17 protein-coding genes are annotated in these 24519 nt (G+C 70.9%); 11 read left to right on the top strand and 6 right to left on the bottom strand.

The window, feature by feature from the left end; translation table 11 throughout:
• The first annotated feature begins 78 nt into the window (after nucleotides 1-78).
• Complete coding sequence (locus OG574_RS17400; RefSeq protein WP_326773984.1) at nucleotides 79-1374, top strand: streptophobe family protein; 1296 nt, start codon at nucleotides 79-81, stop codon at nucleotides 1372-1374.
• A 9-nt stretch (nucleotides 1375-1383) separates the two neighbouring features.
• Here OG574_RS17400 and OG574_RS17395 read toward each other — a convergent pair whose 3' ends face one another.
• The 3 genes from OG574_RS17395 to OG574_RS17385 are packed head-to-tail and all read right to left on the bottom strand — an operon-like array spanning nucleotide 1384 to nucleotide 5636.
• Nucleotides 1384-2385 (bottom strand): serine/threonine-protein kinase, encoded by a 1002-nt coding sequence (locus OG574_RS17395; protein WP_326773983.1) that lies wholly within the window; start codon nucleotides 2383-2385, stop codon nucleotides 1384-1386.
• Complete coding sequence (locus OG574_RS17390) at nucleotides 2385-3179, bottom strand: hypothetical protein (RefSeq protein ID WP_326773982.1); 795 nt, start codon at nucleotides 3177-3179, stop codon at nucleotides 2385-2387. The genes OG574_RS17395 and OG574_RS17390 overlap by 1 nt, the downstream gene beginning before the upstream one ends.
• A 24-nt stretch (nucleotides 3180-3203) precedes the next feature.
• A complete protein-coding gene (locus OG574_RS17385; RefSeq protein ID WP_326773981.1) occupies nucleotides 3204-5636 on the bottom strand; it encodes an FHA domain-containing protein in 2433 nt (810 codons plus the stop codon).
• 140 nt (nucleotides 5637-5776) lie between these two features.
• Here OG574_RS17385 and OG574_RS17380 point away from each other — a divergent pair, with 140 nt between their 5' ends.
• The 4 genes from OG574_RS17380 to OG574_RS17365 all read left to right on the top strand — a co-directional run bounded on the left by OG574_RS17380 (nucleotide 5777) and on the right by OG574_RS17365 (nucleotide 10381).
• The gene (locus tag OG574_RS17380; RefSeq protein WP_326773980.1) at nucleotides 5777-6385 is read left to right on the top strand and encodes a hypothetical protein; all 609 of its coding nucleotides are present in this window, start codon (nucleotides 5777-5779) and stop codon (nucleotides 6383-6385) included.
• A gap of 192 nt (nucleotides 6386-6577) precedes the next feature.
• Nucleotides 6578-6775 carry a hypothetical protein gene (locus OG574_RS17375; RefSeq protein ID WP_326773979.1) on the top strand — a complete coding sequence of 66 codons (198 nt, stop codon included), beginning with the start codon at nucleotides 6578-6580 and terminating at the stop codon, nucleotides 6773-6775.
• Nucleotides 6776-6933: 158 nt separating this feature from the next.
• Nucleotides 6934-9993: a helix-turn-helix transcriptional regulator gene (locus OG574_RS17370; RefSeq protein ID WP_326773978.1), complete on the top strand. Its 3060-nt coding sequence runs from the start codon at nucleotides 6934-6936 to the stop codon at nucleotides 9991-9993.
• 73 nt (nucleotides 9994-10066) lie between these two features.
• Nucleotides 10067-10381 (top strand): DUF6191 domain-containing protein, encoded by a 315-nt coding sequence (locus OG574_RS17365; protein WP_326778521.1) that lies wholly within the window; start codon nucleotides 10067-10069, stop codon nucleotides 10379-10381.
• Nucleotides 10382-10417: 36 nt separating this feature from the next.
• Here the strand turns inward: OG574_RS17365 and OG574_RS17360 are convergent, their stop codons facing one another.
• Nucleotides 10418-11596, bottom strand: a complete 1179-nt coding sequence (locus OG574_RS17360; RefSeq protein WP_326778520.1) for a PQQ-dependent sugar dehydrogenase — start codon at nucleotides 11594-11596, stop codon at nucleotides 10418-10420.
• 179 nt (nucleotides 11597-11775) lie between these two features.
• A complete protein-coding gene (locus OG574_RS17355; RefSeq protein ID WP_326778519.1) occupies nucleotides 11776-12774 on the bottom strand; it encodes an aldo/keto reductase in 999 nt (332 codons plus the stop codon).
• A gap of 98 nt (nucleotides 12775-12872) precedes the next feature.
• Here OG574_RS17355 and OG574_RS17350 point away from each other — a divergent pair, with 98 nt between their 5' ends.
• The 6 genes from OG574_RS17350 (at nucleotide 12873) to serA (ending at nucleotide 22780) form a co-directional block, all read left to right on the top strand.
• Complete coding sequence (locus OG574_RS17350) at nucleotides 12873-13823, top strand: 2-hydroxyacid dehydrogenase (RefSeq protein WP_326773977.1); 951 nt, start codon at nucleotides 12873-12875, stop codon at nucleotides 13821-13823.
• Nucleotides 13824-14069: 246 nt separating this feature from the next.
• A complete protein-coding gene (locus OG574_RS17345; protein ID WP_326773976.1) occupies nucleotides 14070-17084 on the top strand; it encodes a putative bifunctional diguanylate cyclase/phosphodiesterase in 3015 nt (1004 codons plus the stop codon).
• A gap of 242 nt (nucleotides 17085-17326) precedes the next feature.
• Nucleotides 17327-19168 carry an acetolactate synthase large subunit gene (locus OG574_RS17340; RefSeq protein ID WP_326773975.1) on the top strand — a complete coding sequence of 614 codons (1842 nt, stop codon included), beginning with the start codon at nucleotides 17327-17329 and terminating at the stop codon, nucleotides 19166-19168.
• Nucleotides 19169-19197: 29 nt separating this feature from the next.
• Nucleotides 19198-19722: an acetolactate synthase small subunit gene (gene ilvN, locus OG574_RS17335; RefSeq protein WP_100594986.1), complete on the top strand. Its 525-nt coding sequence runs from the start codon at nucleotides 19198-19200 to the stop codon at nucleotides 19720-19722.
• Between the two features lie 109 nt (nucleotides 19723-19831).
• Entirely contained in the window at nucleotides 19832-20833 is a 1002-nt protein-coding gene (ilvC, locus tag OG574_RS17330) for a ketol-acid reductoisomerase (RefSeq protein ID WP_326773974.1), read from the top strand.
• Between the two features lie 321 nt (nucleotides 20834-21154).
• Nucleotides 21155-22780 (top strand): phosphoglycerate dehydrogenase, encoded by a 1626-nt coding sequence (gene serA / locus OG574_RS17325; RefSeq protein WP_100594988.1) that lies wholly within the window; start codon nucleotides 21155-21157, stop codon nucleotides 22778-22780.
• Nucleotides 22781-22930: 150 nt separating this feature from the next.
• On the opposite strand, the gene OG574_RS17320 is transcribed toward serA, so the two are convergent.
• A complete protein-coding gene (locus tag OG574_RS17320; RefSeq protein ID WP_326773973.1) occupies nucleotides 22931-24472 on the bottom strand; it encodes an MFS transporter in 1542 nt (513 codons plus the stop codon).
• Nucleotides 24473-24519 lie beyond the last annotated feature (47 nt).

Below are 24519 nucleotides of genomic sequence, written 5' to 3'. Positions count from 1 at the left end.
GAACCCGTACGGTCCGCGAGGCGACGCGGTCGGCCCTCCCGAGGGGCGGACCGCCGGACGCCTGCCTAGCGTGGCCCCGTGAGTGAACAGGCATCCGACGGCCGGTCCGGCACCAGGCGCAGCGCGAAACACGGCTGGGCCGCGGCCCTCGTGGCCGTGGTCGCCGGGCTCGTGGCCATGGTGGTCACGGCCGCCCTCGGCCTGTGGGCGGCGGGCGCGACCGGCCTTCCCGGCAGCGCCTTTCCGCGAGTGGTCGCCGCCGTCGTGGTGATGGCGGCCGGCGGCTCCGTCGACCTGGCCGGAAACGCCGGAGAACTCGCCCAGACGCACGCCGACATCTCGGTCCTGCCCCTCTCCGTGACCCTCGCCGGAGCGCTGGTGATCGCCGCGGGCTTCCTGCGGCCCCTGCGCCGCCGGGCCATCGCGAGCAGTGGCGAACTCCTCGGCTGGGCCGGGCGGGTGGCCGTGCCATGGGTGGTGGCGCTCATCGTCCTCTCGCTCCTGGCCAGGCAGGACTTCGCCATCCCCGTCACGGACCCGACCGGCGGCATCATCGAGGGCGCCCTGGACGGCGCACCCACGGTCGGATTCCGGACGAACATGGCGCTCACCCTGCTCTTCGGCCTGCTGTGGCTCGGGGGCGTCATGATCCTCGCCGTCCTCGTGTCGCGCGGCGCCCCGCTCCCCGCCCGCCTCGTCCGCTTCCAGGAGTCGGTGCGCCCTGCCGCGTACGCGATGGTCGCGCTGCTGCTCGTTTACGTGGCCCTGGGCGTCGTCATCGGGCTGGTGGTCGCCGCGACCCGTGGCCACGCGGCCGAGACGTTCGCCGTCATCCTCCTCGGTCTGCCCAACCTCGTCTGGTTCGCCTACACCATCGGCCTCGGCGCGTCCTGGGACGGCAAGGTCGACGGCCCGTTCGGCCTGCCCGTGCCGCACATCCTCGACGTCGTACTCCGTACGCCCGACATCTCCACCGTCGACGTCAGCACGCTCGCCGAACAGGACGGCCGGATCTGGTGGTCGGTCGCGGTGGCCGCGATCCTGACGCTGGCGGCCGCGTTCGCCATGGCGCTGCGGTCACCCGCCCGGATGCGGGCCTGGCAGCACGCCCTCCACATGGCGGTGGCCCTCGTCCTGACCGTGCTCGCCATCTGCCTCCTCGCCCGCATCTCCGCGCACTACGGCCTGTCGCTTCTCGGCATCGGCGACATCGGCGGCGGGCTCGGCGGCGAGGTGGCGCTGCGCCCGAACCTGTGGACCGCGCTCGGCCTCGCGGTTCTGTGGGGTCTGGTCACCGGGTTCCTCGGCGGCCTCCTCGCGTCCCGGCTCCACCGGCGCGGGGAGGTGGAGACGGCGCAGCCGGACCGGAGTTGAGCCGAGCGGCTAGCGCACGAGGCCCGTGAAGACCGGCAACGCCCACCGCGGCGGGGCGGGCGGGGGTTCGGCCGTGGGGGACCACGCGCTGACGCGGCGGTCCACCTGCGTCGGAGGGTGGTTGTCCCGGACGCCGCCGCGCGCCGCCGCGCGCAGGGCCGCCACGAACTGGAGGCACGAGTCGTAGCGGTCGTCCGGGCTCTTGGCCAGCGCCTTGGCCAGTACGTCGTCCATCGCCGCGGGGAGTCCGGGGCGCAGCCCGGTCAGGGGCGGGGGCGGGTCGAACTGGTGGGCCCACAGCAGCGCCATGTCGTCGTCGCGCTGGAACGGCGGCAGACCGGTCAGGGTCTCCTGGACGACGCAGGCGAGGCTGTAGACGTCGCACCTGCCGTCGACCGGGCGGCCGGAGATCTGCTCGGGCGCCACATAGTCGAGCGTGCCGACGAACTGGCCCACGGACGTGAACCCGGTCAGCGAGAGCGACTTCTTCGTCAGGCCGAAGTCGGTGAGGTAGACGTGCTCGGGGTGGTCGCTGTCCGTTCCCGCCGCGACCAGGATGTTGCCGGGCTTCACGTCCCGGTGCACCAGGTCGTGGTCATGGGCGGCGTCGAGCGCGGACGCGACCTGCGAGGCGATCCGTACCGCCGTCCCCACGGGCAGCGGCCCCTCGCGGTCGATGAGCGCGCGCAGGTCCTGGCCCGCCACGAAGCGCATGGCGATATAGAGGATGCCCTCGGTCTCGCCGGCCTCGAAGACCGGCACGATGTGCGGATGGTCGATCGCGGCGGCGACGCGCGACTCGTGCGTGAACCGTTGGCGGAAGGTGTCGTTACGGGCGAGTTCGGGGGCGAGCAGCTTGAGCGCGACCGTGCGGTCGAGGCGTAGATCCAAGGCCCGATAGACGACCGCCATGCCGCCCCGGCCGATCTCGCTCTCCACGCGGTATCCGGCGATCTGCCGCCCGAGCAGATCGGACGGCCGGCCGACGGGCAGCTGCGGATCGTCCGCCATCACAGCTCACCCGGCGCGCGGGCACTGCGCTCGCGTTCGGCGGGGTCGTGGCCGTTCCTCTCTTCCGGGTCCACGATCCGGGTCGGTTCGGCGGCGTTCGGGGGCGTGGTGCGGGTGGGGGTCCGGCTCGGGGCCGGGGGTGCTTCGGCGGCCTTCTCGTGCGGGCCGGAGTCGGTCGTGCTGCCGTCCGGGCCGGTGCCGGCGACGTCCTCGGGCGGCCCCGAGCCGGCGACCTCTGCCTGGTCCACGACGCGCGTGGGTTCCGGGTCCGCGGCCCGCGCGGGCGCCGGTGTCGCCCCGCTCGGCCGCCCCGGTCCCGCCCCCGCCGCGTACGTGCTCAACTGCGTACCGTCGCAGTACACCCAGCGCTCGTGCTCGGCGTCGTACAGCCACACCGCCTCGCCGTCGACGACCATTCCGACCCGCAGCCCCTGCGTCCGGCGCTGGAATGTCTCCCCGTCGATGCGTTCCTCGGCCAGTTCCTGTGCGGCGCGTCGGTACTGGCCCGCCGCCTCCTCGACGCGCGCCATCAGCGGCCGCGGATCCGCCGTGCGGGTCATGGGCTTCCCGGCCTCCGGCGGGTCGCGCGGCACGGCGACGAGCAGGCGCGCGTCGACCCACGCCGACCAGCCGTTGGCACACACGATCCGGCCCCAGTCCGCGCGCCGGTCGACCAGTTCGACCGGGAGCAGCGGGTCGAGCGGCTGTGTGGGCCGGGAGACATCCGGCTCCTCCCAGGCGGGCATCCCGTCCGGGGGCACGACATGGGTGGGGCGGAACTCCGGTGTCGCCATGGGCGCCTCTCCGCTGTCTGTCCGCTACTTCCGCATGATCGCGGGCTCGTGCCGGCGCAGCAGCCGTGCGACGGCGATTCCGAAGACGACCGAGAGCACGACCAGCATCCCCATGTTGAGCAGCCACACCCCGGTGGAGTGCTCGAACAGGGGGTCGCTGGTCAGCTTTCCCGGCACGATCCGGGACAGACCGACCGTGCCCGCCATCGCGCCCATCGCCCAGCGCGACGGGACCAGCCACGACAACTGCTCGATGCCGGGCACCCCGTGCAGCTTGAGCAGCGCACCGCAGAACACGACCTGGATGATCGCGATGAGCACCAGGAGCGGCATGGTGACCTCCTCCTTGCGCACCAGGGCGGACACGAGCAGCCCGAGCATCATCGCCGTGAACGACAGGAGCGCCACGGTCAGCGTGATCTCCACCAGCGGAGGCATCAACACCCCCTTGCCGCCTGGCGCGTTGAGGTCGACACCGACGAGCCCGACGAGCGTCAGCACGATGGCCTGCAGCACCGTGATCGTGCCGAGGACGACGACCTTGGACATCAGATACGCGGATCTGGACAGCCCGACGGCACGTTCCCGCTGGTAGATCACCCGCTCCTTCACCAGCTCGCGCACGGCGTTGGCGGCGCCCGTGAGCACACCGCCCACGCACAGGAGGAGCAGCGCGTTCATCGCAGACTCCTGGGTGAGGCGGCTGCCGGCCAGCGCACGCACCATCGCACCCATGACGAACGGCAGCGCGATCATGATGGCGAGGAAGGTCCGGTCGGCGCTCAGCGCGGCCGCGTACCGGCGTACGAGCGTCCGCAGCTGCGCGCCCCAGCTCCGCGTCCTCGGCGGCGGGGTCACCTCCGCCGACGGAGCGTCCGGCAGCCGGGGCTGCGCCGTTGAGTTCACGATGTACTGACGGTGGAACAGGGACGTGCTGTACTCCTCCGCCCAGCCGCGGTCGCGGTCGTTCTCGAAAGCCTCGAACGCCTCCGGCCACTCCTCGAAACCGAAGAACCCGAGCGCGTCCCCCGGCGGCCCGTAGAACGCGATCTTCCCTCCGGGGGCGAGGACCAGCAGCCGGTCGCACACCTCCAGGCTGAGGACGCTGTGGGTGACGACGATGACGGTCCGCCCGTCGTCGGCGAGGCCGCGCAGCATGTTCATCACCGAGCGGTCCATGCCCGGGTCCAGCCCGGACGTCGGCTCGTCGAGGAAGAGCAGCGACGGCTTCGTGAGCAGTTCGAGGGCGACGCTCACGCGCTTGCGCTGACCGCCGGAGAGGCTGTGGATGGGCTGCGCCGCCCGCTGTTCGAGGCCCAGTTCACGGACTACCTCGTCGACGCGGTCGCGCCGCTCGGACCGTTCGGTGTCCTGCGGGAAGCGGAGTTCGGCCGCGTAACCGAGGGCCCGGTGCACGGTCAGCTGGGAGTGCAGGATGTCGTCCTGCGGTACGAGCCCGATGCGCTGGCGCAGCTCGGCGTAGTCGCGGTACAGGTCGCGGCCGTCGTAGAGGACCGTGCCCTGGTCGGCGGGGCGCAGCCCGGTCAGCGCGTTGAGCAGTGTGGACTTGCCCGCGCCGCTCGGGCCCACGACGGCGAGCAGGCACTTCTCGCCGACCGGGAACGAGACGTGATCCAGCAGCGTCTTGCGGCCCCGGTCCACGGTGACCGCAAGGCCCTGGACGTCGAGCGAGACCTCGCCGGTGTCGACGAACTCCTGCAGCGTGTCGCCGACCAGGCAGAACGCGGAGTGGCCGATGCCCACGATGTCCCCGGGCGAGACCCGGGCGCGGGAGACCTGCGCGCCGTTGAGGTAGGTGCCGTTGTGCGAGCCGAGGTCCACGATCTCGTACGTGCCGTCGGGCTGGGCCCGCAGCTCCGCGTGGCGTCGGGAGACGATCAGGTCGTCCACGACGAGGTCGTTGTCGGCGTTGCGGCCGATGCGCACGGTGCGGGTGGGCAGCGGCCGCACGGTCGTCGGCTGCCGGAACGTGCCGGTCGCGCCCGGCATGGAGACGGACGAGGGCCGTTCGGCGGCGCGGGGCGCCGCTGCCACCGAATCAAGTACGTGGTCCGGGATGCGGTCCGGTACTCGATCCGCCAAGTGTTCCGCTACGGGCTCGGGCGGCGGCGGTGGCTCATGCCCGACCAGCACGGCGCGCGGTCCGTCCGCGGGGTGACCGAACCGGATGACCGTGCCGGGTCCCACCCCCGACTCGTGGATGCGCCTGCCCCCGGTGTACGTCCCGTTCGTACTGTCCTCGTCCTCCAGAGACCAGTGGTCGGCGACGGGTCGCAGGACCGCGTGGTGCCACGAGACGCGGACGTCGTCGATGACGATGTCGCTCAGGGGGTCGCGGCCGACGTGGTAGTCCCGGCTCGGGCTCATCACCGTGGGTCCGGCTTCGGTTTCGAACACAAGCTCGGGCGCGGTCGGCGAGACTGGCCGCTCTGACATGTTCGGATTCTATCGATATGCGCTGGTATGCGCCTGATCGGACGAGTGCCCCCGCCGCACACAGGCCCGGCACAGGCCGGTCTCAGCCCGGACTCAGCTCGTTAAGAGAGCTCTCAGACTCCGTCCGTACGGTGCGGGGCATGGTTACGAAGACTGATGACGAGACGGCCGAGACCGCTGAGGCCACCACCGCCGAGGCCACTGAGGCTGCTTCCGAGACCCCTGAGGTCATTGAGGCCACCAAGGAGACTGAAGCCACCGATGCCGTCGAGGCGGCCGAGGGCACGGACGGGGACGCAGACGCGGATCTCGACGACGAGCCGTTCGCGCCCGCCGCGCCCGTGGAGGACTCCTCCGGTGCGGGACAGGGCGCCGGCGCCGTCGTCTCCGCCGCACTCGGCGTCGTCGCGCTCAGCGGCAGCTGGGTCGCGACCGTCGCCTCGGCCCGCGAGTCCCTGATCGGCCAGCTCCAGACCTCGCAGGGTGCGAGCGTCGCCAAGCAGGTCTCCGAGGTCTACGGCGACTCGTGGCACGCCACCGCCCTGGTCGGCGGAATCTTCGCCCTTCTCGCGCTGATCGTCGGCGCGGTCGTCCTGGCCAGGCCCGCGTTCGGCGCCCCGGGCAAGCCGCAGGCCGTGTGGATCAAGTCGGTCGCCTGGGCGGGCGTCTCCCTCGGCATCCTCGGCCTCCTTCTCGCCGTGGCGAAGTACACCGACATCCTGATGGCGCTCCCCTCGGCCTCTTCCTGAGTCGTTCCTCGGGGGTACCTCAGGGCGACTCAGGCCGGTCTGAGGATCTCTGAGGACCTCTGAGTTACGTCTAAGGCACCCCGTACCCGGAACATGCGGCACTCTCCCGATGTGGCGGACCCCCCTGGGAGACGAGTGTTGAGGCATCGCAGAAAGCGAAGCCGAAACCCACTCGCCACCAGGGAGCACCAGATGTACGAGTACGAGATCCACCAGATCCGCGCCGCCGAACTGGTCCGCCAGGCCGAGCACAACCGCCTGGTCCGCGAGGCCCGCGAAGCCCGGCGCAACCGGCGCGCGGAGCGCCGCGCCGCCTCTTCCGGCCAGGACACGGAGGGGCGGGTGAACAGTCCGCGCTCACGCCGCTCCCGTTTCGCACGCGCGGCCTGACGATGACGGCAGAGCAGGGGGAGGGCCACACGGGTGTGGTCCTCCCTTTCCACTTCACCTCCACCTTCAACGCGGCCGACAGGCATATCGAGGTCGTTGACCCGCGCCCGACTCTGCCCTCGGCGATAACGGGTGCCGCTGCGTCGGACCCCTGTGCGATGCTCCCCCCTGTGGAGACCAGGTGCGTCAGCCCGGTGTTCGTCGGCCGCGCCGGCGAACTGGGCGTACTCAACAAGGCGTTCGCCCGTGCCACCACGGGGGAGCCGCAGGCCATGCTGCTCGGCGGGGAGGCGGGGGTCGGCAAGACCCGTCTCGTCGAGGAGTTCGCGCTCGCCGCACGCCGCGAGGGCGCCGTCGTCGCGCTCGGCGGCTGCGTCGAAATCGGTGCGGATGGGCTTCCGTTCGCCCCCTTCTCTACCGCTCTGCGGGCCCTGCGCCGGCTGCTGCCCGAGGAGTTCGTCGCTGCGGCCGCCGGACAGGAGACCGAACTCGCGCGGCTCCTGCCCGAACTCTCCCCGGCGCCGACCGGACGCGACGGACGCCACGACGAGCAGAGCATGGCCCGGCTCTTCGAGCTGACGGCCCGTCTCCTGGAGCGCGTCGCCGCCGACCGCACCGTCCTCGTCATCCTGGAGGACCTCCACTGGGCCGACGCTTCCACCCGCCACCTCCTCTCCTATCTCTTCCGTACGCTGCGCAGCGGCCGCCTAGTCATCGTGGCCACCTACCGCGCCGACGACATCCACCGCCGTCACCCCCTGCGCCCGCTCCTCGCCGAACTCGACCGCCTGCGCACCGTCACCCGCCTCGAACTCGACCGCTTCAGTCGCGACGAGGTGTCCCGCCAGATCGCCGGGATCTTCGCGGCCGAGCCCGAACAGGCCCAGGTCGACGACATCTTCGAGCGCTCCGACGGCAACGCGTTCTTCGTCGAGGAACTGGCCGTCGCCACCAGCGGGGGCAGCTGCACCGGCCTGTCCGAGACGCTGCGCGACGTGCTCCTCGTCCGCGTCGAGAGCCTTCCCGACGACGCCCAGCGCGTGGCCAGGATCGTCGCCGAGGGCGGCTCCACCGTCGAGTACGCGCTGCTCGCCGCCGTCGCCCGGCTCGGCGAGGACGAACTGATCGAGGCTCTGCGCGCCGCCGTCGGCGCCAACATCCTGCTCGCCACCCCCGACGGGGACGGCTACCGCTTCCGCCACTCCCTGGTCCGCGAGGCCGTCGGCGACGACCTGCTGCCCGGCGAACGCTCCCGCCTCAGCCGCCGCTACGCCGAGGCGCTCGAGGCCGACCCCTCGCTCGTCCGCGCCGACGAACGCGTCACGCGCCTCGCGAGCTACTGGTACCACGCCCACGACCCGGCCAAGGCACTGCCCGCCGTCCTCGACGCGTCCGTCGAGGCTCGCCGCCGGCACGCCTACTCCGAGCAACTGCGGCTCCTGGAACGGGCGATGAACCTCTGGGACGAGGCCCCCGAGGACATCCGCGCCGCACTGCGCCCCGTCGACTACACCGAGGTCTATCCGCCCTGCGGCTGCGACCCCGCCACTACGCCCCTGCGCTATCTCGACCTGATGGCCGAGGCCGCCGTCGCGGGCCGCCTGTGCGGCGAACGCGATCGCGCCCTGAAAATCATCAAACGCGCCCTGCGCCTCATCGACGACGCCGACGACGAGAAGGACCCCCTGCGCGCCGCCTGGTTCTGGATCCAGCGCTCTCGTCTCGTCTCGTCCCTCGGCCGCGGCGACGGCTGGGCCGAGATCGCCACCGCCCAGGAACTCGTACGCGGACTGCCGCCGTCCGAGGTGCACGCCGAGGTCCTCACCAACGTCGCCTCCTGGGGCATGCTCCACAACCCCGGCGAGGAGACCCTGGCCGCCGCCGAACGGGCCGTCGAATACGCCCGCATGGTCAAGGCCGAGGACATCGAGCTGAACGCCAGACTCACTCTCGGCGGCCTCCTCGTCGACGCGGGCGAGATCGACCGCGGCTTCGCCGAGATGTACGCCGTCCGCGACCGGGTCGTCGAGATCGGCCTCGTCCCGCAGGTCGGCCGCGTCCACATCAATCTCGCCTCCGTCCTGGAGGGCGCGGGCCGCTCCCTCGAGTCCGTGACCGTTGCCGAGTCAGGCATGGACCTGTGCCGCCGGTACGGGCTCCTCGACACGGAGGGCTGGGTCCTGACCAACATGGCCGAGTCCCTCACCTCCCTGGGCCGCTGGACCGAGGCCGAAGTCGCCGTCGACACGGCACTGCGGTCCTCCGCTCTGAGCGCCAAGCCACGCGGCACGGCGGCCACCCGCCTCGCGGCCGTCGCTCTCGCCCGCGGCGACCACGCCGAGGCGGCCGCCCAGCTCGCCACCGCCCGCGCCCACTACGGCACTCACGACACGATGCCCCAGTACACCCTGCCCCTGTCCGCCCTCGCCGTGGGCATCGCGGCGGCCGCCGGCGGCACCCAGGGGCTCCTCGACGCCCGCGCCGAACTCGCCCGCGTCGTCGCCGAGGGCGTCCCGCCGAGCAACCAGCGCTACGCCTGGACCCTCCTCGTCTCGGCCGCCGTCGCCGAGGCCGACGCGCGGGGCCTGCCGGCCGCGGAGCCCGGACGCGCCGCAGCCGTCGACCGCATCCGCACGGCCGCCAAGCGCCTGGCCACCCCCATGCCCGTGTGGCTCGCCCACGAACAGTGGCTCCGCGCCGAACTCCTGCGCGCCGAAGGCCGCGACACCCCTGACGACTGGTCCCATCCCCTCACCACCTTCGAGTCGCTCGACCGCCCCTACGACCTCGCCCGCGTCCGCTTCCGCGCCGCGGAGTCCCTCCTCGCGGCCGCCGCCACGTTCGACGACGAGCGGGAGCGGGCCACGGAACTGCTGCGGCTCGCCGGAGCCGTCGCCGACCACCTCGGGGCGCGCCCGCTCACGGAATCGGTCGCCCTGCTCGCGCAGCGTGCCCGCCTCACCCTGAACCCCGCCGCACCACGCCCCCAGATGCCCGCCGATCCCGCCGAGGAACTCGGCCTGACCAGCCGCGAACGCGACGTCCTGCGCCTCGTCGCCGCCGGACGCAGCAACCGCCAGATCGCCGAGGAGCTCTTCATCTCCCCGAAGACGGCGAGCGTTCATGTCTCCAACATCCTGGCCAAGCTCGGCGTGGCCGGCCGCGGTGAGGCAGCCGCCGTGGCCCACCGCCTGAGGCTGTTCGCGCCGACGGGCTGATCACGCAGGGTGAAAATTCGCGCTGTCGTACGCTGGAATGAGGTTTCGGCCACCCGGAGGCGCCGTGTTCAACATGTTCGAGGAGCTGTTCTCGCCCGGCCGCAAGCACACCGACGAGGAACGCAAGCGGCTGGAGCTGACCCGCGTCGACCTCAACGACGGCGACCCGGGCCGCGGCCCCATAGACCTCACCTCCGGCAAGGTGCTGGTCCGCGTCCCCAACCAGACCCCACCGGACCCGACGGAGGGACCGGAGACAGCGGCGACGGAGCCGCCCGAGTCGGCCCCCGGGGCGAGCGCGACCCCAACGACCGACCCCGGCCGCGACCCGGGTCACGACTCCGCGCACGACCCCGACCCCACCGCCCCCTCCGACGACGAGACCTGAGCGCTACCGCTCCCGCCCTGCCAAGGACCGGCCCCCTCAGGACACCTCCAGCTCCAGAATCCGGTCGTCGCCCTTGCGTGGCGTGCCTCTCGAGTCCGTGTTGCTCGTCATCAGCCACAGCTTGTTCCCGCCCGCGGCGACCACCGTCCGCAGCCTCCCGTACTTGCCCTGCTCGGTCGCGTCGTCGATGAGGAAGGACTGTGGCTCGGCCGCCACCCGCGCCCCCTTCAGAGGGATCCGCCACAGCCGCTCGCCTCTCAGGCCCGCCATCCAGACCGAGCCCTCCGCGTAGGCGATGCCGCTCGGAGAAGCCTCGGACGTGTGCCACACGGCCACCGGATCGTGGAACCCGGATTTGCCGCTCTTGCCCTCCACATCGGGCCAGCCGTAGTTGTCACCCGGCACGATCAGGTTGAGCTCGTCCCACGTGTCCTGGCCGAACTCCGACGCCCACAGCCGCTTGTCCTTGTCCCAGGCGAGCCCCTGCACGTTGCGGTGACCGTACGTATAGACCACGGAGTCACCGAAGGGGTTTCCTGGCGCCGGTTTGCCGTCCGGGGTCATCCGGAGGATCTTGCCGCCCGGGGACTTCTTGTCCTGGGCGTACTTCTTCACATAAGTCTCGCCCGTGCCCACGTAGAGCAGCTTGTCCGGGCCGAACGCAATGCGCCCGCCGTTGTGGTTCGAGCCCTTCGGGATGCCCGTGAACACCGTCTCGGGCGCGCCCAGTTGATCGCCGGGCGGCTTCTTCGCGTCGTACCTCATCCGCACGATGCGGTTGTCGGACTTCGCGGTGAAGTACGCGTAGAGCCAGTGGTCGGAGGCGAACGACGGGGAGAGGGCCAGGCCGAGCAGTCCGCCCTCGCCGCCGGGGACCACTCCGGGCACGGTGCCGACCTCGGTCTTCTTGCCGGTCTGCGTATCGACCCGCGTGATCGTCGCCTCGTCCCGAGAGGACACCAGCAGGCCACCGCCGCCCGGCAGCGGGGCCAGACCCCAGGGGGAATTCAGGCCCTCGGCGACCGTGCGCACCACCTTCACCGAGCCCTCCGCCGGAGCGTTGCCGCCCCCCGCGCCCCCGGAAGCGGACGTGCCCGGTTCGGACGAGCCGGGGGAGGCGCTGTGCCGGGTGTCCGACGAGCCGTCGTCGCCCGAGGAACACCCCGCCGTGAAAAGGATCGAGGCGCAGGCCAACACGGCCAACACGGGCTGCACACCTGGACGTCGCACGATCGGATCCCCTCGACGCTGCGGACTGGGCTGCTGTTCTGCGCTGCGGTTCTACTGTTCATACACCGCAGCCACCCCGCAGGTTCCCGATCAACCCCGACGCGTTCGGACCAACCCGCTCCCGCCCGCCGCTCGCACAGCCCCCAAAAAAAGCACCCCGAGCCTCAGTCCCAAGACCCCCGAGCCCGCGGCAGCTCCCTGATCTCCGCCAAGTCACGGTCAGTGAGCCGCAGCTCCGCAGCCTCCGCGTTCTGCGCCGCCCAGCGCTCCCGCTTGGCACCCGGCACCGGCACCACGTGCCGCCCGCGCCCCAGCACCCACGCCAGCGCCACCTGCGCCGGAGTCACCGCTTCCCCGTGCCGCGCGGCGATCCGGCGCAGGCCCGCCACGATCGGCTGGTTGGCCGCCATCATCTCCGCGGTGAACCGGGGATGCCGGGCCCGCAGGTCGTCCGGCTCGAAGCCCTGCCCGGGCGTCAGCGTGCCCGTGAGGAAGCCGTTGCCCAGAGGCATCGCGGCGAGGAACCCCACGCCCCGTGTCTCGCACCACGGCAGCAGTGTCTCCAGGGCGTCCGGCGACCACACCGAGAGCTCGGCCTCCACCGCGCTGACCGGGAACACCTGCTGCACCCGCTCCAGCTGCCGGATCGTTCCCGCATGCAGCCCGGCCCTGCCCCGCCGCGTCGCCCGCGCCCCCACCGCGCACAGCCCGAGCGCCCGCACCTTTCCCGCGCCCACGAGCTCCGCCATGGCGCCCCACGTCTCCTCGACGGGCACCTCGGGGTCGGCGCGGTGCAACTGGTACAGATCGATCGTGTCCGTCTGGAGCCGCCGCAGCGACGCGTCGCAGGCCCGCTTCACATACCCGGGCCGGCCGTTGGCGACGATGTGCTGCTCACCGACGAGCAGCCCGCACTTGGTCGACACGAAGGCGTCGCCGCGGCGCTCCTTCAGGACCCGTCCGAGCAGCAACTCGTTCGTGAACGGCCCGTACATGTCCGCCGTGTCCAGCAGGGTCGACCCCCGGTCCAGCGCGGCATGCACGGTGCGTACGGACTCGTCCCCCCGCTGCCGCGAGCCGGTATAGGCCCAGCTCATCGGCATGCACCCGAGCCCGATCGCGCCCACCTCGAGCGCTGCCGCCCCGATCGTCCTGCGCTCCACCTGGAAGTAGCCTCCCCCTGCGTGTTCGAGAGGCACCCAAACTAACCTCTGGGACCCGGCCCGCCGCGCACAGCCCACCTCCCATTAGCCTCCTGACCATGAGTGCTGAGGTATCCGCCGACGTATGGCTCCCGTTCCGTGAGGACGAGGTCCCCGGGCTTCCCGAGGGGCTCGACTATCGCTTCTGGGACGGCGGCCCCGACTTCCCCGCCGACCCGGCCGACTGCGCCTTCTACGTGGTCCCTTACATGAAGGGCGCGGACGTCGGCGTACGGCCCATGGCCGAGATGACGTCCGTACGGGCCGTGCAGACGCTCTCCGCCGGCATCGACCACGTACAGGGAGGCCTCAAGTCGCTCCCGTCGGGCGTGCGGCTGTGCAACGCGCGCGGTGTGCACGAGGCGAGCACCGCCGAGCTCACCCTCGCCCTGATCCTGGCGTCCCTGAGGGGCATCCCCGGCTTCGTGCGGGGACAGGAGAGCGAGGAGTGGCGGTCCGGCTTCTATCCGGCGCTCGCCGACAAGGTCGTACTGATCATCGGGTACGGGTCGATCGGCTCCGCCATCGAGGACCGGCTCGCTCCCTTCGAGTGCGCGCGGGTCGTGCGCGTCGCACGCTCTGCCCGCACGACCGCGCGCGGCCCCGTGCACCCGCTCACCGAACTGCCCGCCCTGCTCCCCGACGCGGACGTGGTGATCCTTTCGACGCCGCTCAACGAGGCGACGCGGGGTCTCGCCGACGCCGGCTTCCTGGCACGACTCAAGGACGGTGCCCTGCTCGTGAACGTCGCGCGCGGGGCCGTCGTCGACACCGAGGCGCTCCTGGCCGAACTGGAGAGCGGCCGGATCACCGCAGCCCTCGACGTCACCGATCCCGAACCCCTGCCCCAGGGGCACCCGTTGTGGCACGCTCCGGGAGTACTCGTCAGCCCGCACGTCGGCGGCTCCACATCCGCCTTCTGGCCGCGGGCCAAGCGCCTGCTCGCCGCACAGCTGACCCGGTTCGCGGCGGGAGAACCGCTCGAGAACGTCGTCCTGACGACGGACTGAGGGCGGGCTCCGGAGAGGCCCATCCGCCGCCTCCCGGCCCGACTCCACACGCCCGTGCACACGCTCCGCGCCCGGTCGGATGCGCCCCGTGCGCGCATCGCCGCTGGTCGTCACGGAGAGTAGAGGGGCCCTGTCCCTGAGTGACGAGTCTGGTGTATCGTCCCGACTGGGGTAGCGCCGTGGAGAGTTCGGCGCCGGGCACGGACGACCGGGACTGCGAGGGGGGCGACGGGCGATGCACGGCCTATGGGCGAACGATCCGACGCGGCGGGGCCGCCGGCGACGACCCGCGCGCGCACCGGTCCGCACAAGCCGGCCCAGCTGCCACGGCAGCCGCAGGGGCGGACGCCACAGGAACGGCGGACGCCGGAGGCCTCAGCGAGCAGAGCACGGACACCGGGACACGGGGGCGGCACGGACCGGAGTGTCCCCGTGAGCGCCCCCGGAGCCGTGATCGCAGGCCGCCGCCTTTTCCAGGGCGGAGGGGCCAGCCTCGGCTCACAGCTCGTGCTCGCGCTCCTGTGCGCCGGGTACGCCACGGGGTCCGTGCTCGGCTGGGGATCCGAGCGGCTCGCCCTGTTCATGGGTGACTTCGGACTCAGCGCCGCCGCCGCGGTCGCCGCCGTGTCGAACTTCGCGTACGCGCGCAGCCGGCGCAGCCGCTTTCGACCGGCCTGGATCCTGTTCGCGGTCTCCTCCGCCATGGCGTCCCTGGGAAACGGGGTGTGGGGCTGGTACGAGGTCGTCCTCCAGCGCCCGGTGCCGACCCCGAGCCTCGCCGACCTCTTCTTCCTGTGCTTCGCACCGCCCGCCGTCGTAGGACTGCTCGTCCTCGCCAAGCGGCCCTTCACCAAGGCCGGTTGGGTCTGTCTCGCGCTCGACTCCTGGCTCATCGCCGGCTCGCTGATCACGCTGTCCTGGAGCCTCGCCCTCGCGCACACCGCGCGGTTCGAGGGGCAGAGCGTCACCCGTACCGCGCTCTCCCTCGCGTACCCGCTCCTCGACATCGTGCTGGTCAGCATGGTGCTCGCGCTGCACTTCCGCCGTTCGCCCGGCAACCGCTCGGCGGTGAACACCGCGATCGGCGCACTCGCCCTGACCGTGATGTGCGACGCCTTGTTCACCTCGCCCCTGCTGCACGCGAGCTACCACTCGGGGGAGATCCTCGACGCCGGCTGGTTCGCCGGGTCGCTGCTGCTCGCGTACGCGCCCTGGGTGGGGCCGCGGCGCGGGGAGCACGACGGAGGGCCCGCGTTCGCGCGGTACCCGGTCACCCGCCCCATCTCCGGATCGCTCGCGGCGCTCACGCCCTATCTGGCCGCCGCCGTCTGCACGTTGGGGATTCTCTACAACGTCCTGAACGGCCACAGTGTGGACCGCGTGGTCCTCTTCACGGCATGCACCGTCGTCCTGGCCCTCGTCGTGCGCCAGGGCATCATGCTCCTCGACAACATCACCCTCACCCAGGAGCTGGCGCAGAAGGAGAACCACTTCCGCTCCCTGGTGCAGGGCTCCAGCGACGTCATCATGATCGCCGCTCCGAACGGCATCCTCAGATACGTCAGCCCGGCCGCCGCCGGGGTCTACGGGCGCGACGCCGAGGAACTCGTCGGGTCCGAGCTCGCCTCGATCATCCATCCCGAGGACCTCGGGCGCGTGGTCCACGAACTGCGCCGCTTCCTCGCGGCGAGCCAGATCGAGGAGCCCACGACCCGTATCGAGTGCCGCTTCCACTCCGGCGCCGGAGCCTGGCTGAACGTGGAGTCGACGGTGAACCGCCACCACGGCGGCCTCATCCTCAACAGCCGGGACGTCACCGAACGGGTGCGTCTGCAGGCGCAGTTGCAGCACAACGCCGAGCACGACCCGCTCACCGACCTGCCCAACCGCGCCCTGTTCACCAAGCGGGTCGGCCGCGCGCTGGGAGGCCGCCGCGCCACCGACCGCGGCACGGCCGTCCTCTTCATCGACCTCGACGGCTTCAAACAGGTCAACGACACGATCGGCCACCAGGCGGGCGACGAACTCCTCGTCCAGGCCGCCCGGCGGCTGGCCGAATCCGTGCGCTCGGGAGACACCGCCGCCCGCCTGGGAGGCGACGAGTTCGCGGCGCTGATCGTCGGCGACGGAAGCCGCGACGACACAGCACGTGAGCAGCACATCTACGAGCTCGCGGACCGTCTCAGGGTCACCCTCTCGCAGCCGTACACCATCGACGGCAACGATGTCCGGGTGGCCGCCTCCATCGGTGTCGCCTTCGCCGAACCCGACGTTTCCGCAGGCGAGTTGCTCCGCAACGCGGACCTGGCGATGTACCGGGCGAAGGCCGCAGGAAAGGGCCGGGTGGAGCTGTACGCGCCCCAGATGCAGGCCGATGTCGTGCGCAAGGCGGAGCTCGCCACGCGGCTGCGCACCGCCCTGCACGAGGGCGAGTTCGCCCTGCTGCACCAGCCGGTGGTCTCCCTCGACACGGGCCGGATCGCGTCGGTCGCCGCGCAGGCCCGCTGGCGCTCGACCCAGGGCATCCTGTTCACGCCCGCCGAGTTCCTGCGCACAGCCGAGGAGGGCGAGCGCACCGCCGAGCTCGGCCGCTGGATGCTGGAGGAGGCCGTCGAGCAGGCCGCCGAGCGCGGGCGCCGAGGCCATGCCGTACCCGTGGCCGTCCGGATCAGCGCCCGCAGGCTCCTCGACCGGTCGCTGCCTCTCGGCTCCATCGAGGCGCTCCTGACCCGGCACGGGCTGCCCTCGGGCGCGCTGGTCATCGAGCTGGCCGACAGCGACCCCAGGGTGCCCCTGGACGAGCTGGAACGCCGTCTCACCGCGCTGCGCCGACTCGGTATCCGGATCGCCCTCGACGGCTTCGGCAGCGGATACGCGGCCATCACGGCGCTGCGCAGGCTCCCTGTCGATGTGCTGAAACTCGACCGCAGCCTCGTGGAAGGGGTGGTGGAGTCCGCCCGTCTGCACAAGATCACCAGTGGTCTGCTGCGCATCGCAGGCGATCTCGGCCTGAGTTCCGTGGCCGACGGCGTCGACCTGCCCGAGCAGGTCGTCGCACTGCGCGCCATGGGATGCACACATGGACAGGGGATGGCCTTCTCCGGGCCGCTCGACGAGTACCGGCTGCGCCGCGCGCTGGCCTCGGGGAACTACCCGGTGCCGAGCGGTCCGGCCGAGCCGGTGTTCGCGGGCGCACCGTTGCCGTCCGCCCGGACGACCCTGCTCCGCTCACATAATGAGACCCCCATCCCACCTACTTGACACGCATAGTGCGCCGGAGAGAGGGTCAATGCCATGCGCACCCGAATTCTCGTACTTGGAAAGCGCGTCGGCTGAAGCTGGGGCCCACCGGTCCGAACACCGGATCCCAGCAACCGCACCGGCGCGCTCCCCTCGCTTGCCTCACGGCACGAGGGGTTTTTTGTTGCACAAGCGCGTGTAGTCCAGTAACCGAACACCGCACAAACCTCGCAAAAACCCTCAGCATCGAGAAGAGAATGCCGATGACCGAGCAGGCCACCGGGGCCCACCATCCGCAGCCGCGGCCCCGAGGACAGCAGTCCGCCCCCGTCGAGCACGTCACGGGTGCGAAGTCCCTCATCCGTTCGCTCGAGGAGGTCGGGGTCGACACCGTATTCGGCATTCCCGGCGGCACGATCCTTCCCGCGTACGACCCGATGATGGACTCGACCCGGGTGCGGCACGTTCTCGTGAGGCACGAGCAGGGCGCGGGGCACGCGGCCACCGGCTACGCGCAGGCCACCGGCAAGGTCGGCGTCTGCATGGCGACGAGCGGTCCGGGTGCGACGAACCTGGTGACGCCGATCGCGGACGCCATGATGGACTCCGTCCCGCTGGTCGCGATCACCGGTCAGGTCGTGACCAAGGCCATCGGCACGGATGCCTTCCAGGAGGCGGACATCGTCGGCATCACGATGCCGATCACGAAGCACAGCTTCCTGGTCACCAGGGCCGAGGACATCCCGAAGGCGATCGCCGAGGCATTCCACATCGCCTCGACCGGCCGTCCCGGCCCGGTCCTCGTGGACATCCCGAAGGACGTGCTGCAGGCGCAGACGACGTTCTCCTGGCCGCCGCAGCAGGACCTGCCCGGCTACCGCCCGGTGACCAAGCCGCACGCCAAGCAGATCCGCGAGGCCGCGAAGCTGATCACCGCCGCGAAGCGGCCGGTCCTCTACGTCGGCGGCGGTGTGCTCAAGGCGCACGCCACGGCCGAGCTGAAGGTCCTCGCCGAGCTCACCGGAGCGCCCGTCACCACCACCCTGATGGCGCTCGGCGCATTCCCCGACAGCCACCCGCTGCACGTGGGAATGCCGGGCATGCACGGTGCGGTCACCGCCGTCACCGCGCTGCAGAAGGCCGACCTGATCGTCGCCCTCGGAGCCCGCTTCGACGACCGCGTCACCGGCAAACTGGACAGCTTCGCCCCGTTCGCGAAGATCGTCCACGCCGACATCGACCCGGCCGAGATCGGCAAGAACCGCGTCGCCGACGTGCCGATCGTCGGTGACGCCCGCGAGGTCATCGCCGACCTGGTCCAGGCCGTGCAGAAGGAGCACAGCGAGGGCCACAAGGGTGACTACAGCGCCTGGTGGAAGGACCTCAGCCGCTGGCGCGACACCTACCCGCTGGGCTACGACCAGCCCGAGGACGGCTCGCTCTCACCGCAGAACGTCATCGAGCGGATCGGCCAGCTCGCGCCCGAGGGCACGATCTTCGCCGCGGGCGTCGGCCAGCACCAGATGTGGGCCGCGCACTTCATCCAGTACGAGAAGCCCGCCACTTGGCTCAACTCCGGCGGCGCCGGAACGATGGGCTATTCGGTGCCCGCCGCGATGGGCGCGAAGGCCGGCATGCCGGACCGGGCCGTCTGGGCGATCGACGGCGACGGCTGCTTCCAGATGACCAATCAGGAACTGACCACCTGCGCGCTCAACAACATCCCGATCAAGGTCGCCATCATCAACAACGGCGCCCTCGGCATGGTCCGCCAGTGGCAGACGCTGTTCTACAACCAGCGCTACTCCAACACCGTGCTCCACAGCGGCCCCGACGACGTCAAGGACAACAAGGGCACCCGCGTCCCCGACTTCGTCAAGCTGTCGGAGGCCATGGGCTGTTACGCCATCCGGTGTGAGCGCCCCGAGGACCTGGACAAGGTCATCGCAGAGGCCAACTCCATCAACGACCGCCCCGTCGTCGTGGACTTCATCGTCCACGAGGACGCCATGGTGTGGCCGATGGTCGCCGCAGGCACCTCCAACGACGAAGTCATGGCCGCCCGCGGGGTCCGCCCCGACTTCGGCGACAACGAAGACGACTGAGACCGAGAGCGAAAGAGAGACCAAGAGCCATGTCCAAGCACACGCTCTCCGTCCTGGTCGAGAACAAGCCAGGTGTCCTCGCCCGGATCACCGCACTGTTCTCCCGCCGCGGGTTCAACATCGACTCCCTGGCGGTCGGCGTCACCGAGCACCCCGACATCTCCCGCATCACCATCGTGGTGAATGTCGAGGACCTGCCGCTCGAACAGGTCACGAAGCAGCTCAACAAGCTGGTCAACGTCCTGAAGATCGTCGAACTGGAGCAGGGCCACGCCGTCCAGCGTGAGCTCGTCCTCGCCAAGGTCCGCGCCGACAACGAGACGCGCTCGCAGATCGTCGAGATCGTCCAGCTGTTCCGCGCCAAGACCGTGGACGTCTCCCCGGAGGCCGTCACCATCGAGGCCACCGGCTCCAGCGACAAGCTGGAAGCCATGCTCAAGATGCTGGAACCCTTCGGCATCAAGGAGCTCGTCCAGTCGGGCACCATCGCGGTCGGCCGCGGCTCGCGCTCCATCACCGACCGGAGCCTGCGGGCGCTCGACCGCACGGCCTGAGCCCCCAGGCGCTTTCGAGCACCCTCTCGTATACCGAGACCCGAGAACTTCCCTCCGCAATCCCGCCGTACGGTGGGACGCAACACCTGCACACCAAGGAGAAAATCCAGTGGCCGAGCTGTTCTACGACGACGATGCCGACCTGTCCATCATCCAGGGCCGCAAGGTCGCGGTGATCGGTTACGGCAGCCAGGGCCACGCCCACGCGCTGTCGCTCCGTGACTCCGGTGTCGACGTCCGCGTCGGTCTGCACGAGGGCTCCAAGTCCAAGGCCAAGGCCGAGGAGCAGGGCCTGCGCGTCGTGACGCCGTCCGAGGCCGCCGCCGAGGCCGACGTCATCATGATCCTGGTCCCGGACCCGATCCAGGCCCAGGTCTACGAGGAGTCCATCAAGGACAACCTGAAGGACGGCGACGCGCTGTTCTTCGGCCACGGCCTCAACATCCGCTACGGCTTCATCAAGCCCCCGGCCAACGTGGACGTGGCGATGGTCGCGCCCAAGGGCCCGGGTCACCTGGTGCGCCGTCAGTACGAAGAGGGCCGCGGCGTTCCGTGCATCGCGGCCGTCGAGCAGGACGCCACGGGCAACGGCTTCGAGCTGGCCCTCTCCTACGCGAAGGGCATCGGCGGCACCCGCGCCGGCGTCATCAAGACGACCTTCACCGAGGAGACCGAGACCGACCTGTTCGGTGAGCAGGCCGTTCTCTGCGGTGGCACCGCCGCGCTGGTCAAGGCGGGCTTCGAGACGCTGACCGAGGCCGGCTACCAGCCGGAGATCGCGTACTTCGAGTGCCTCCACGAGCTGAAGCTCATCGTCGACCTCATGTACGAGGGCGGCCTGGAGAAGATGCGCTGGTCGATCTCCGAGACCGCCGAGTGGGGCGACTACGTCACCGGCCCGCGCATCATCACGGACGCCACCAAGGCCGAGATGAAGAAGGTCCTCGCCGAGATCCAGGACGGCACGTTCGCCAAGAACTGGATGGACGAGTACCACTCGGGCCTGAAGAAGTACAACGAGTACAAGACCCAGGACGAGAACCACCTCCTGGAGACCACCGGCAAGGAGCTCCGCAAGCTCATGAGCTGGGTGGACAACGACGAGGCGTAAGCCTTGCGACGAGGGGGCCGGGGCAATCGCCCCGGCCCCCTCGTCGAGGTGGACGGCCCGTGTCAACTTGGTTGTCCACCGTGTCCAGCCACGGACGGGTGATCCTTCCGTGGAGGCGCAAGACCACCTCCGAAGCGCCACTAGACTGCAGAACACATTCGCGTCGGGCCCACAGCGTCGTGCGTCTACCACGCGGCACAGCGACATCGAAGAAGTGCATTCATGCCCCGGCGTCTGCGAACGACGCGGGAACGCACCCGCACTTCCCCGGCGCCGCTGACACCCCTCCACCGCCTGCGGCCGTCGGGACGGCCGTCCGCAATGGGACTTGTGAGGACTCACGTGAGCACTGCTGCAACCGGCAAACCTGTCGTACTCATCGCGGAAGAGCTGTCTCCCGCGACCGTCGACGCTCTTGGCCCTGACTTCGAGATCCGCCAGTGCAACGGCGGAGACCGGGCCGAGCTGCTCCCGGCCATCGCCGATGTCGACGCGATCCTGATCCGCTCGGCCACCAAGGTCGACGCCGAGGCGATCGCCGCCGCGAAGAAGCTGAAGGTCGTCGCACGAGCCGGCGTCGGCCTCGACAACGTCGACGTCTCCGCCGCCACCAAGGCCGGCGTGATGGTCGTCAACGCCCCGACCTCCAACATCGTGACCGCCGCCGAGCTCGCCTGCGGCCTGCTCATCGCCACCGCGCGCAACATCCCGCAGGGCAGCCAGGCACTCAAGGCCGGCGAGTGGAAGCGCTCCAAGTACACGGGCGTCGAGCTGGCCGAGAAGACCCTCGGCGTCGTCGGCCTCGGCCGCATCGGCGCGCTCGTCGCGCAGCGCATGTCGGCCTTCGGCATGAAGGTCGTCGCGTACGACCCGTACGTGCAGCCCGCGCGCGCCGCCCAGATGGGCGTCAAGGTCCTCACCCTCGACGAGCTGCTCGAGGTCTCCGACTTCATCACCGTGCACCTCCCCAAGACCCCCGAGACGGTCGGCCTCATCGGCGACGACGCGCTGCGCAAGGTCAAGCCGACCGTCCGCATCGTCAACGCCGCGCGCGGCGGGATCGTCGACGAGGCGGCGCTGTACTCGGCGCTCAAGGAGGGCCGCGTCGCCGGCGCCGGCCTCGACGTGTACGCGAAGGAGCCCTGCACGGACTCCCCGCTGTTCGAGTTCGACCAGGTCGTGGCCACCCCGCACCTCGGTGCCTCCACGGACGAGGCGCAGGAGAAGGCCGGTATCGCCGTCGCCCGCTCCGTGCGGCTCGCGCTCGCCGGTGAGCTCGTCCCGGACGCGGTGAACGTCCAGGGCGGCGTCATCGCCGAGGACGTCAAGCCGGGCCTGCCGCTCGCCGAGAAGCTCGGCCGGATCTTCACCGCGCTCGCGGGCGAGGTCGCGGCCCGCCTCGACGTCGAGGTCTACGGCGAGATCACGCAGCACGACGTGAAGGTGCTCGAACTCTCCGCTCTGAAGGGCGTGTTCGAGGACGTCGTCGACGAGACGGTGTCGTACGTGAACGCTCCGCTGTTCGCACAGGAGCGCGGCGTCGAGGTCCGCCTCACCACGAGCTCCGAGTCCCCGGACCACCGCAACGTCGTCACCGTGCGCGGCACGCTGACCGGCGGCGAGGAGATCTCGGTCTCCGGCACGCTGGCCGGTCCCAAGCACCTCCAGAAGATCGTCGCCGTCGGCGAGTACGACGTGGACCTCGCCCTGGCCGACCACATGGTCGTCCTGCGCTACGAGGACCGTCCCGGTGTCGTCGGCACCGTGGGCCGCGTGCTAGGCGAGGCGGGCATCAACATCGCCGGTATGCAGGTCGCCCGTGCGGACCTGGGCGGCGAGGCGCTGGCCGTCCTGACCGTCGACGACACGGTTCCCGCCGGGGTGCTCAGCGAGCTGGGTGACGAGATCGGCGCGACGTCCGCGCGCTCCGTGAACCTGACCGACTAGTTCTTGGTACGTGGTGGGGCCCGAGTCACCCGTGTGGGGGCTCGGGCCCTTCTTTTTTCTCCCCCGACCCGCGCCTTCCCGAATGTCCTCGAACGCCGGACGGGCTGAATCTCAGCCCGTCCGGCGTTTCTTTCGTCGAGGACATCGGGGTCAGGCCGTTGCCTCCGCCGGCTCCGGCTCCCGCTGGTCTTCCTGCTGCGGCGCAGCCACCCCGCGAAGGCCGCGCAGGGCCAGTACCGCCGCCCCCAGCAGGACCACCCCGCCCGCCACCGCGGCGATGTGCATGCCGCTCGTGAACGCCTCCCGGGCCGACGCGAGGAGCGCGTCGCCCGCCCGGTCCGGCAGGTGCTGCGCCACCGCGAGCGCTCCGCCCAGTGTCTCCTTCGCCTCGGCCGGCGCGTCGCCGATCTCGTGGCGGTAGACCGCCGTACCGATCGAGCCCAGGACGGCCATGCCGAGGGCGCCGCCGAACTCCTGGCCCGTCTCGAGGAGGGACGACGCCGCGCCCGCCTTCTCCGCCGGGGCCGCGCCGAGCGCCAGGTCCGTGAGCTGGGAGCCCACGATCACCGCGCCGGAGGCGAGTACACCCGCGCCGGCCAGGGCGGTCCACAGGGAGTCCGTGCCGGTCAGCGTCAGGAGGCCGTAGCCGCAGGCGCTGGTCAGGAAGCCGACGGTGACGACGGACCCGCGGTGCACGCCCCGCTGCACGAGGACCGTCGCGAGGGGGGCGGCGAAGCCGATGAAGACGGTCGGCGCGAGCGCCCACAGCGCCGCTTCGAGCGCGCTCTTGCCGAGGACCGCCTGGAGGTACTGCGTGGTGAAGTACGCCGAACCCATCATCGCGAAGGCCGAGATGAGGTTGAGGGTGACGGCGGGGCCGAAGCCGCGGCCCCGGAAGAGGGCCGGCGAGATCATCGGTGACTCGACGGTGCGCTGGCGGCGTACGAACAGGGCGGCGAAGACGAGGCCCACCACGATCGAGGCGACGTAGAGCGGCTCGAAGCCCTCGGAGGGGATCTCCTTGATGCCGTAGACGAGGGGGAGCACCGCGGCCATCGACAGCGGGACGCTCAGGAAGTCGAAGCGGCCCGGCTCCGGGTCCTTGAACTCGGGGAGCAGGACCGGGGCGAGCAGCAGGAGCAGGGCCATCGCCGGCAGGTTGACGAGGAAGACCGAGCCCCACCAGAAGTGTTCGACGAGGATGCCGCTCATCACCGAGCCGAGCGCGATGCCGCCGGTCATGACGCCGGACCAGATACCGATGGCCGTCGCGCGCTGCTTGTCGTCGCGGAACATGTTGCGGACCAGCGCCATCGTCGTGGGCATCAGGGTCGCGCCGCCGATGCCGAGGAGCGCGCGGGCCGCGATGAGCATCTCCGCGCTGTTCGCGTAGGCCGCGCAGACGGAGGCGGCGCCGAAGGCGGTGGCGCCGATCATCAGGAGCTTGCGGCGGCCGATGCGGTCGCCGAGGGAACCCATCGTCATCAGCAGGCCGGCGAGCACGAACGCGTAGATGTCGAAGATCCACAGCTGCTGGGTGCCGGTCGGCTCGAGGTCCGCGCTGATGGAGGGGATCGCGAAGTAGAGGACAGAGACGTCCATCGAGACGAGGAGCAGCGGAAGCATCAGGACCGCGAGTGCCGTCCATTCACGGCGCCCCGCACGGGAGTTGGTGCTCGGTGAGTTCGTCATGAGGAGGACTGTACGGACGTCTTAAACGCTTGTCTAGTACGCATGTA

Origin of the sequence: Streptomyces sp. NBC_01445 (assembly GCF_035918235.1) — a bacterium.
GTDB lineage: Bacteria > Actinomycetota > Actinomycetes > Streptomycetales > Streptomycetaceae > Streptomyces.
This window is presented reverse-complemented; position numbering and strand designations above follow the sequence as displayed.

What these genes read in the sequence shown, in the direction of transcription:
- OG574_RS17385 (WP_326773981.1), bottom strand. Translation starts at nt 5,636, where the DNA reads ATGTCAGAGCGGCCAGTCTCGCCGACCGCGCCCGAGCTTGTGTTCGAA.
- OG574_RS17345 (WP_326773976.1), top strand. Translation starts at nt 14,070, where the DNA reads ATGGGCGAACGATCCGACGCGGCGGGGCCGCCGGCGACGACCCGCGCG.
- OG574_RS17395 (WP_326773983.1), bottom strand. Translation starts at nt 2,385, where the DNA reads ATGGCGGACGATCCGCAGCTGCCCGTCGGCCGGCCGTCCGATCTGCTC.
- ilvN (WP_100594986.1), top strand. Translation starts at nt 19,198, where the DNA reads ATGTCCAAGCACACGCTCTCCGTCCTGGTCGAGAACAAGCCAGGTGTC.
- OG574_RS17380 (WP_326773980.1), top strand. Translation starts at nt 5,777, where the DNA reads ATGGTTACGAAGACTGATGACGAGACGGCCGAGACCGCTGAGGCCACC.
- OG574_RS17320 (WP_326773973.1), bottom strand. Translation starts at nt 24,472, where the DNA reads ATGACGAACTCACCGAGCACCAACTCCCGTGCGGGGCGCCGTGAATGG.
- OG574_RS17390 (WP_326773982.1), bottom strand. Translation starts at nt 3,179, where the DNA reads ATGGCGACACCGGAGTTCCGCCCCACCCATGTCGTGCCCCCGGACGGG.
- OG574_RS17340 (WP_326773975.1), top strand. Translation starts at nt 17,327, where the DNA reads ATGACCGAGCAGGCCACCGGGGCCCACCATCCGCAGCCGCGGCCCCGA.
- OG574_RS17370 (WP_326773978.1), top strand. Translation starts at nt 6,934, where the DNA reads ATGCTCCCCCCTGTGGAGACCAGGTGCGTCAGCCCGGTGTTCGTCGGC.
- OG574_RS17350 (WP_326773977.1), top strand. Translation starts at nt 12,873, where the DNA reads ATGAGTGCTGAGGTATCCGCCGACGTATGGCTCCCGTTCCGTGAGGAC.
- OG574_RS17375 (WP_326773979.1), top strand. Translation starts at nt 6,578, where the DNA reads ATGTACGAGTACGAGATCCACCAGATCCGCGCCGCCGAACTGGTCCGC.
- OG574_RS17365 (WP_326778521.1), top strand. Translation starts at nt 10,067, where the DNA reads ATGTTCGAGGAGCTGTTCTCGCCCGGCCGCAAGCACACCGACGAGGAA.
- serA (WP_100594988.1), top strand. Translation starts at nt 21,155, where the DNA reads ATGGGACTTGTGAGGACTCACGTGAGCACTGCTGCAACCGGCAAACCT.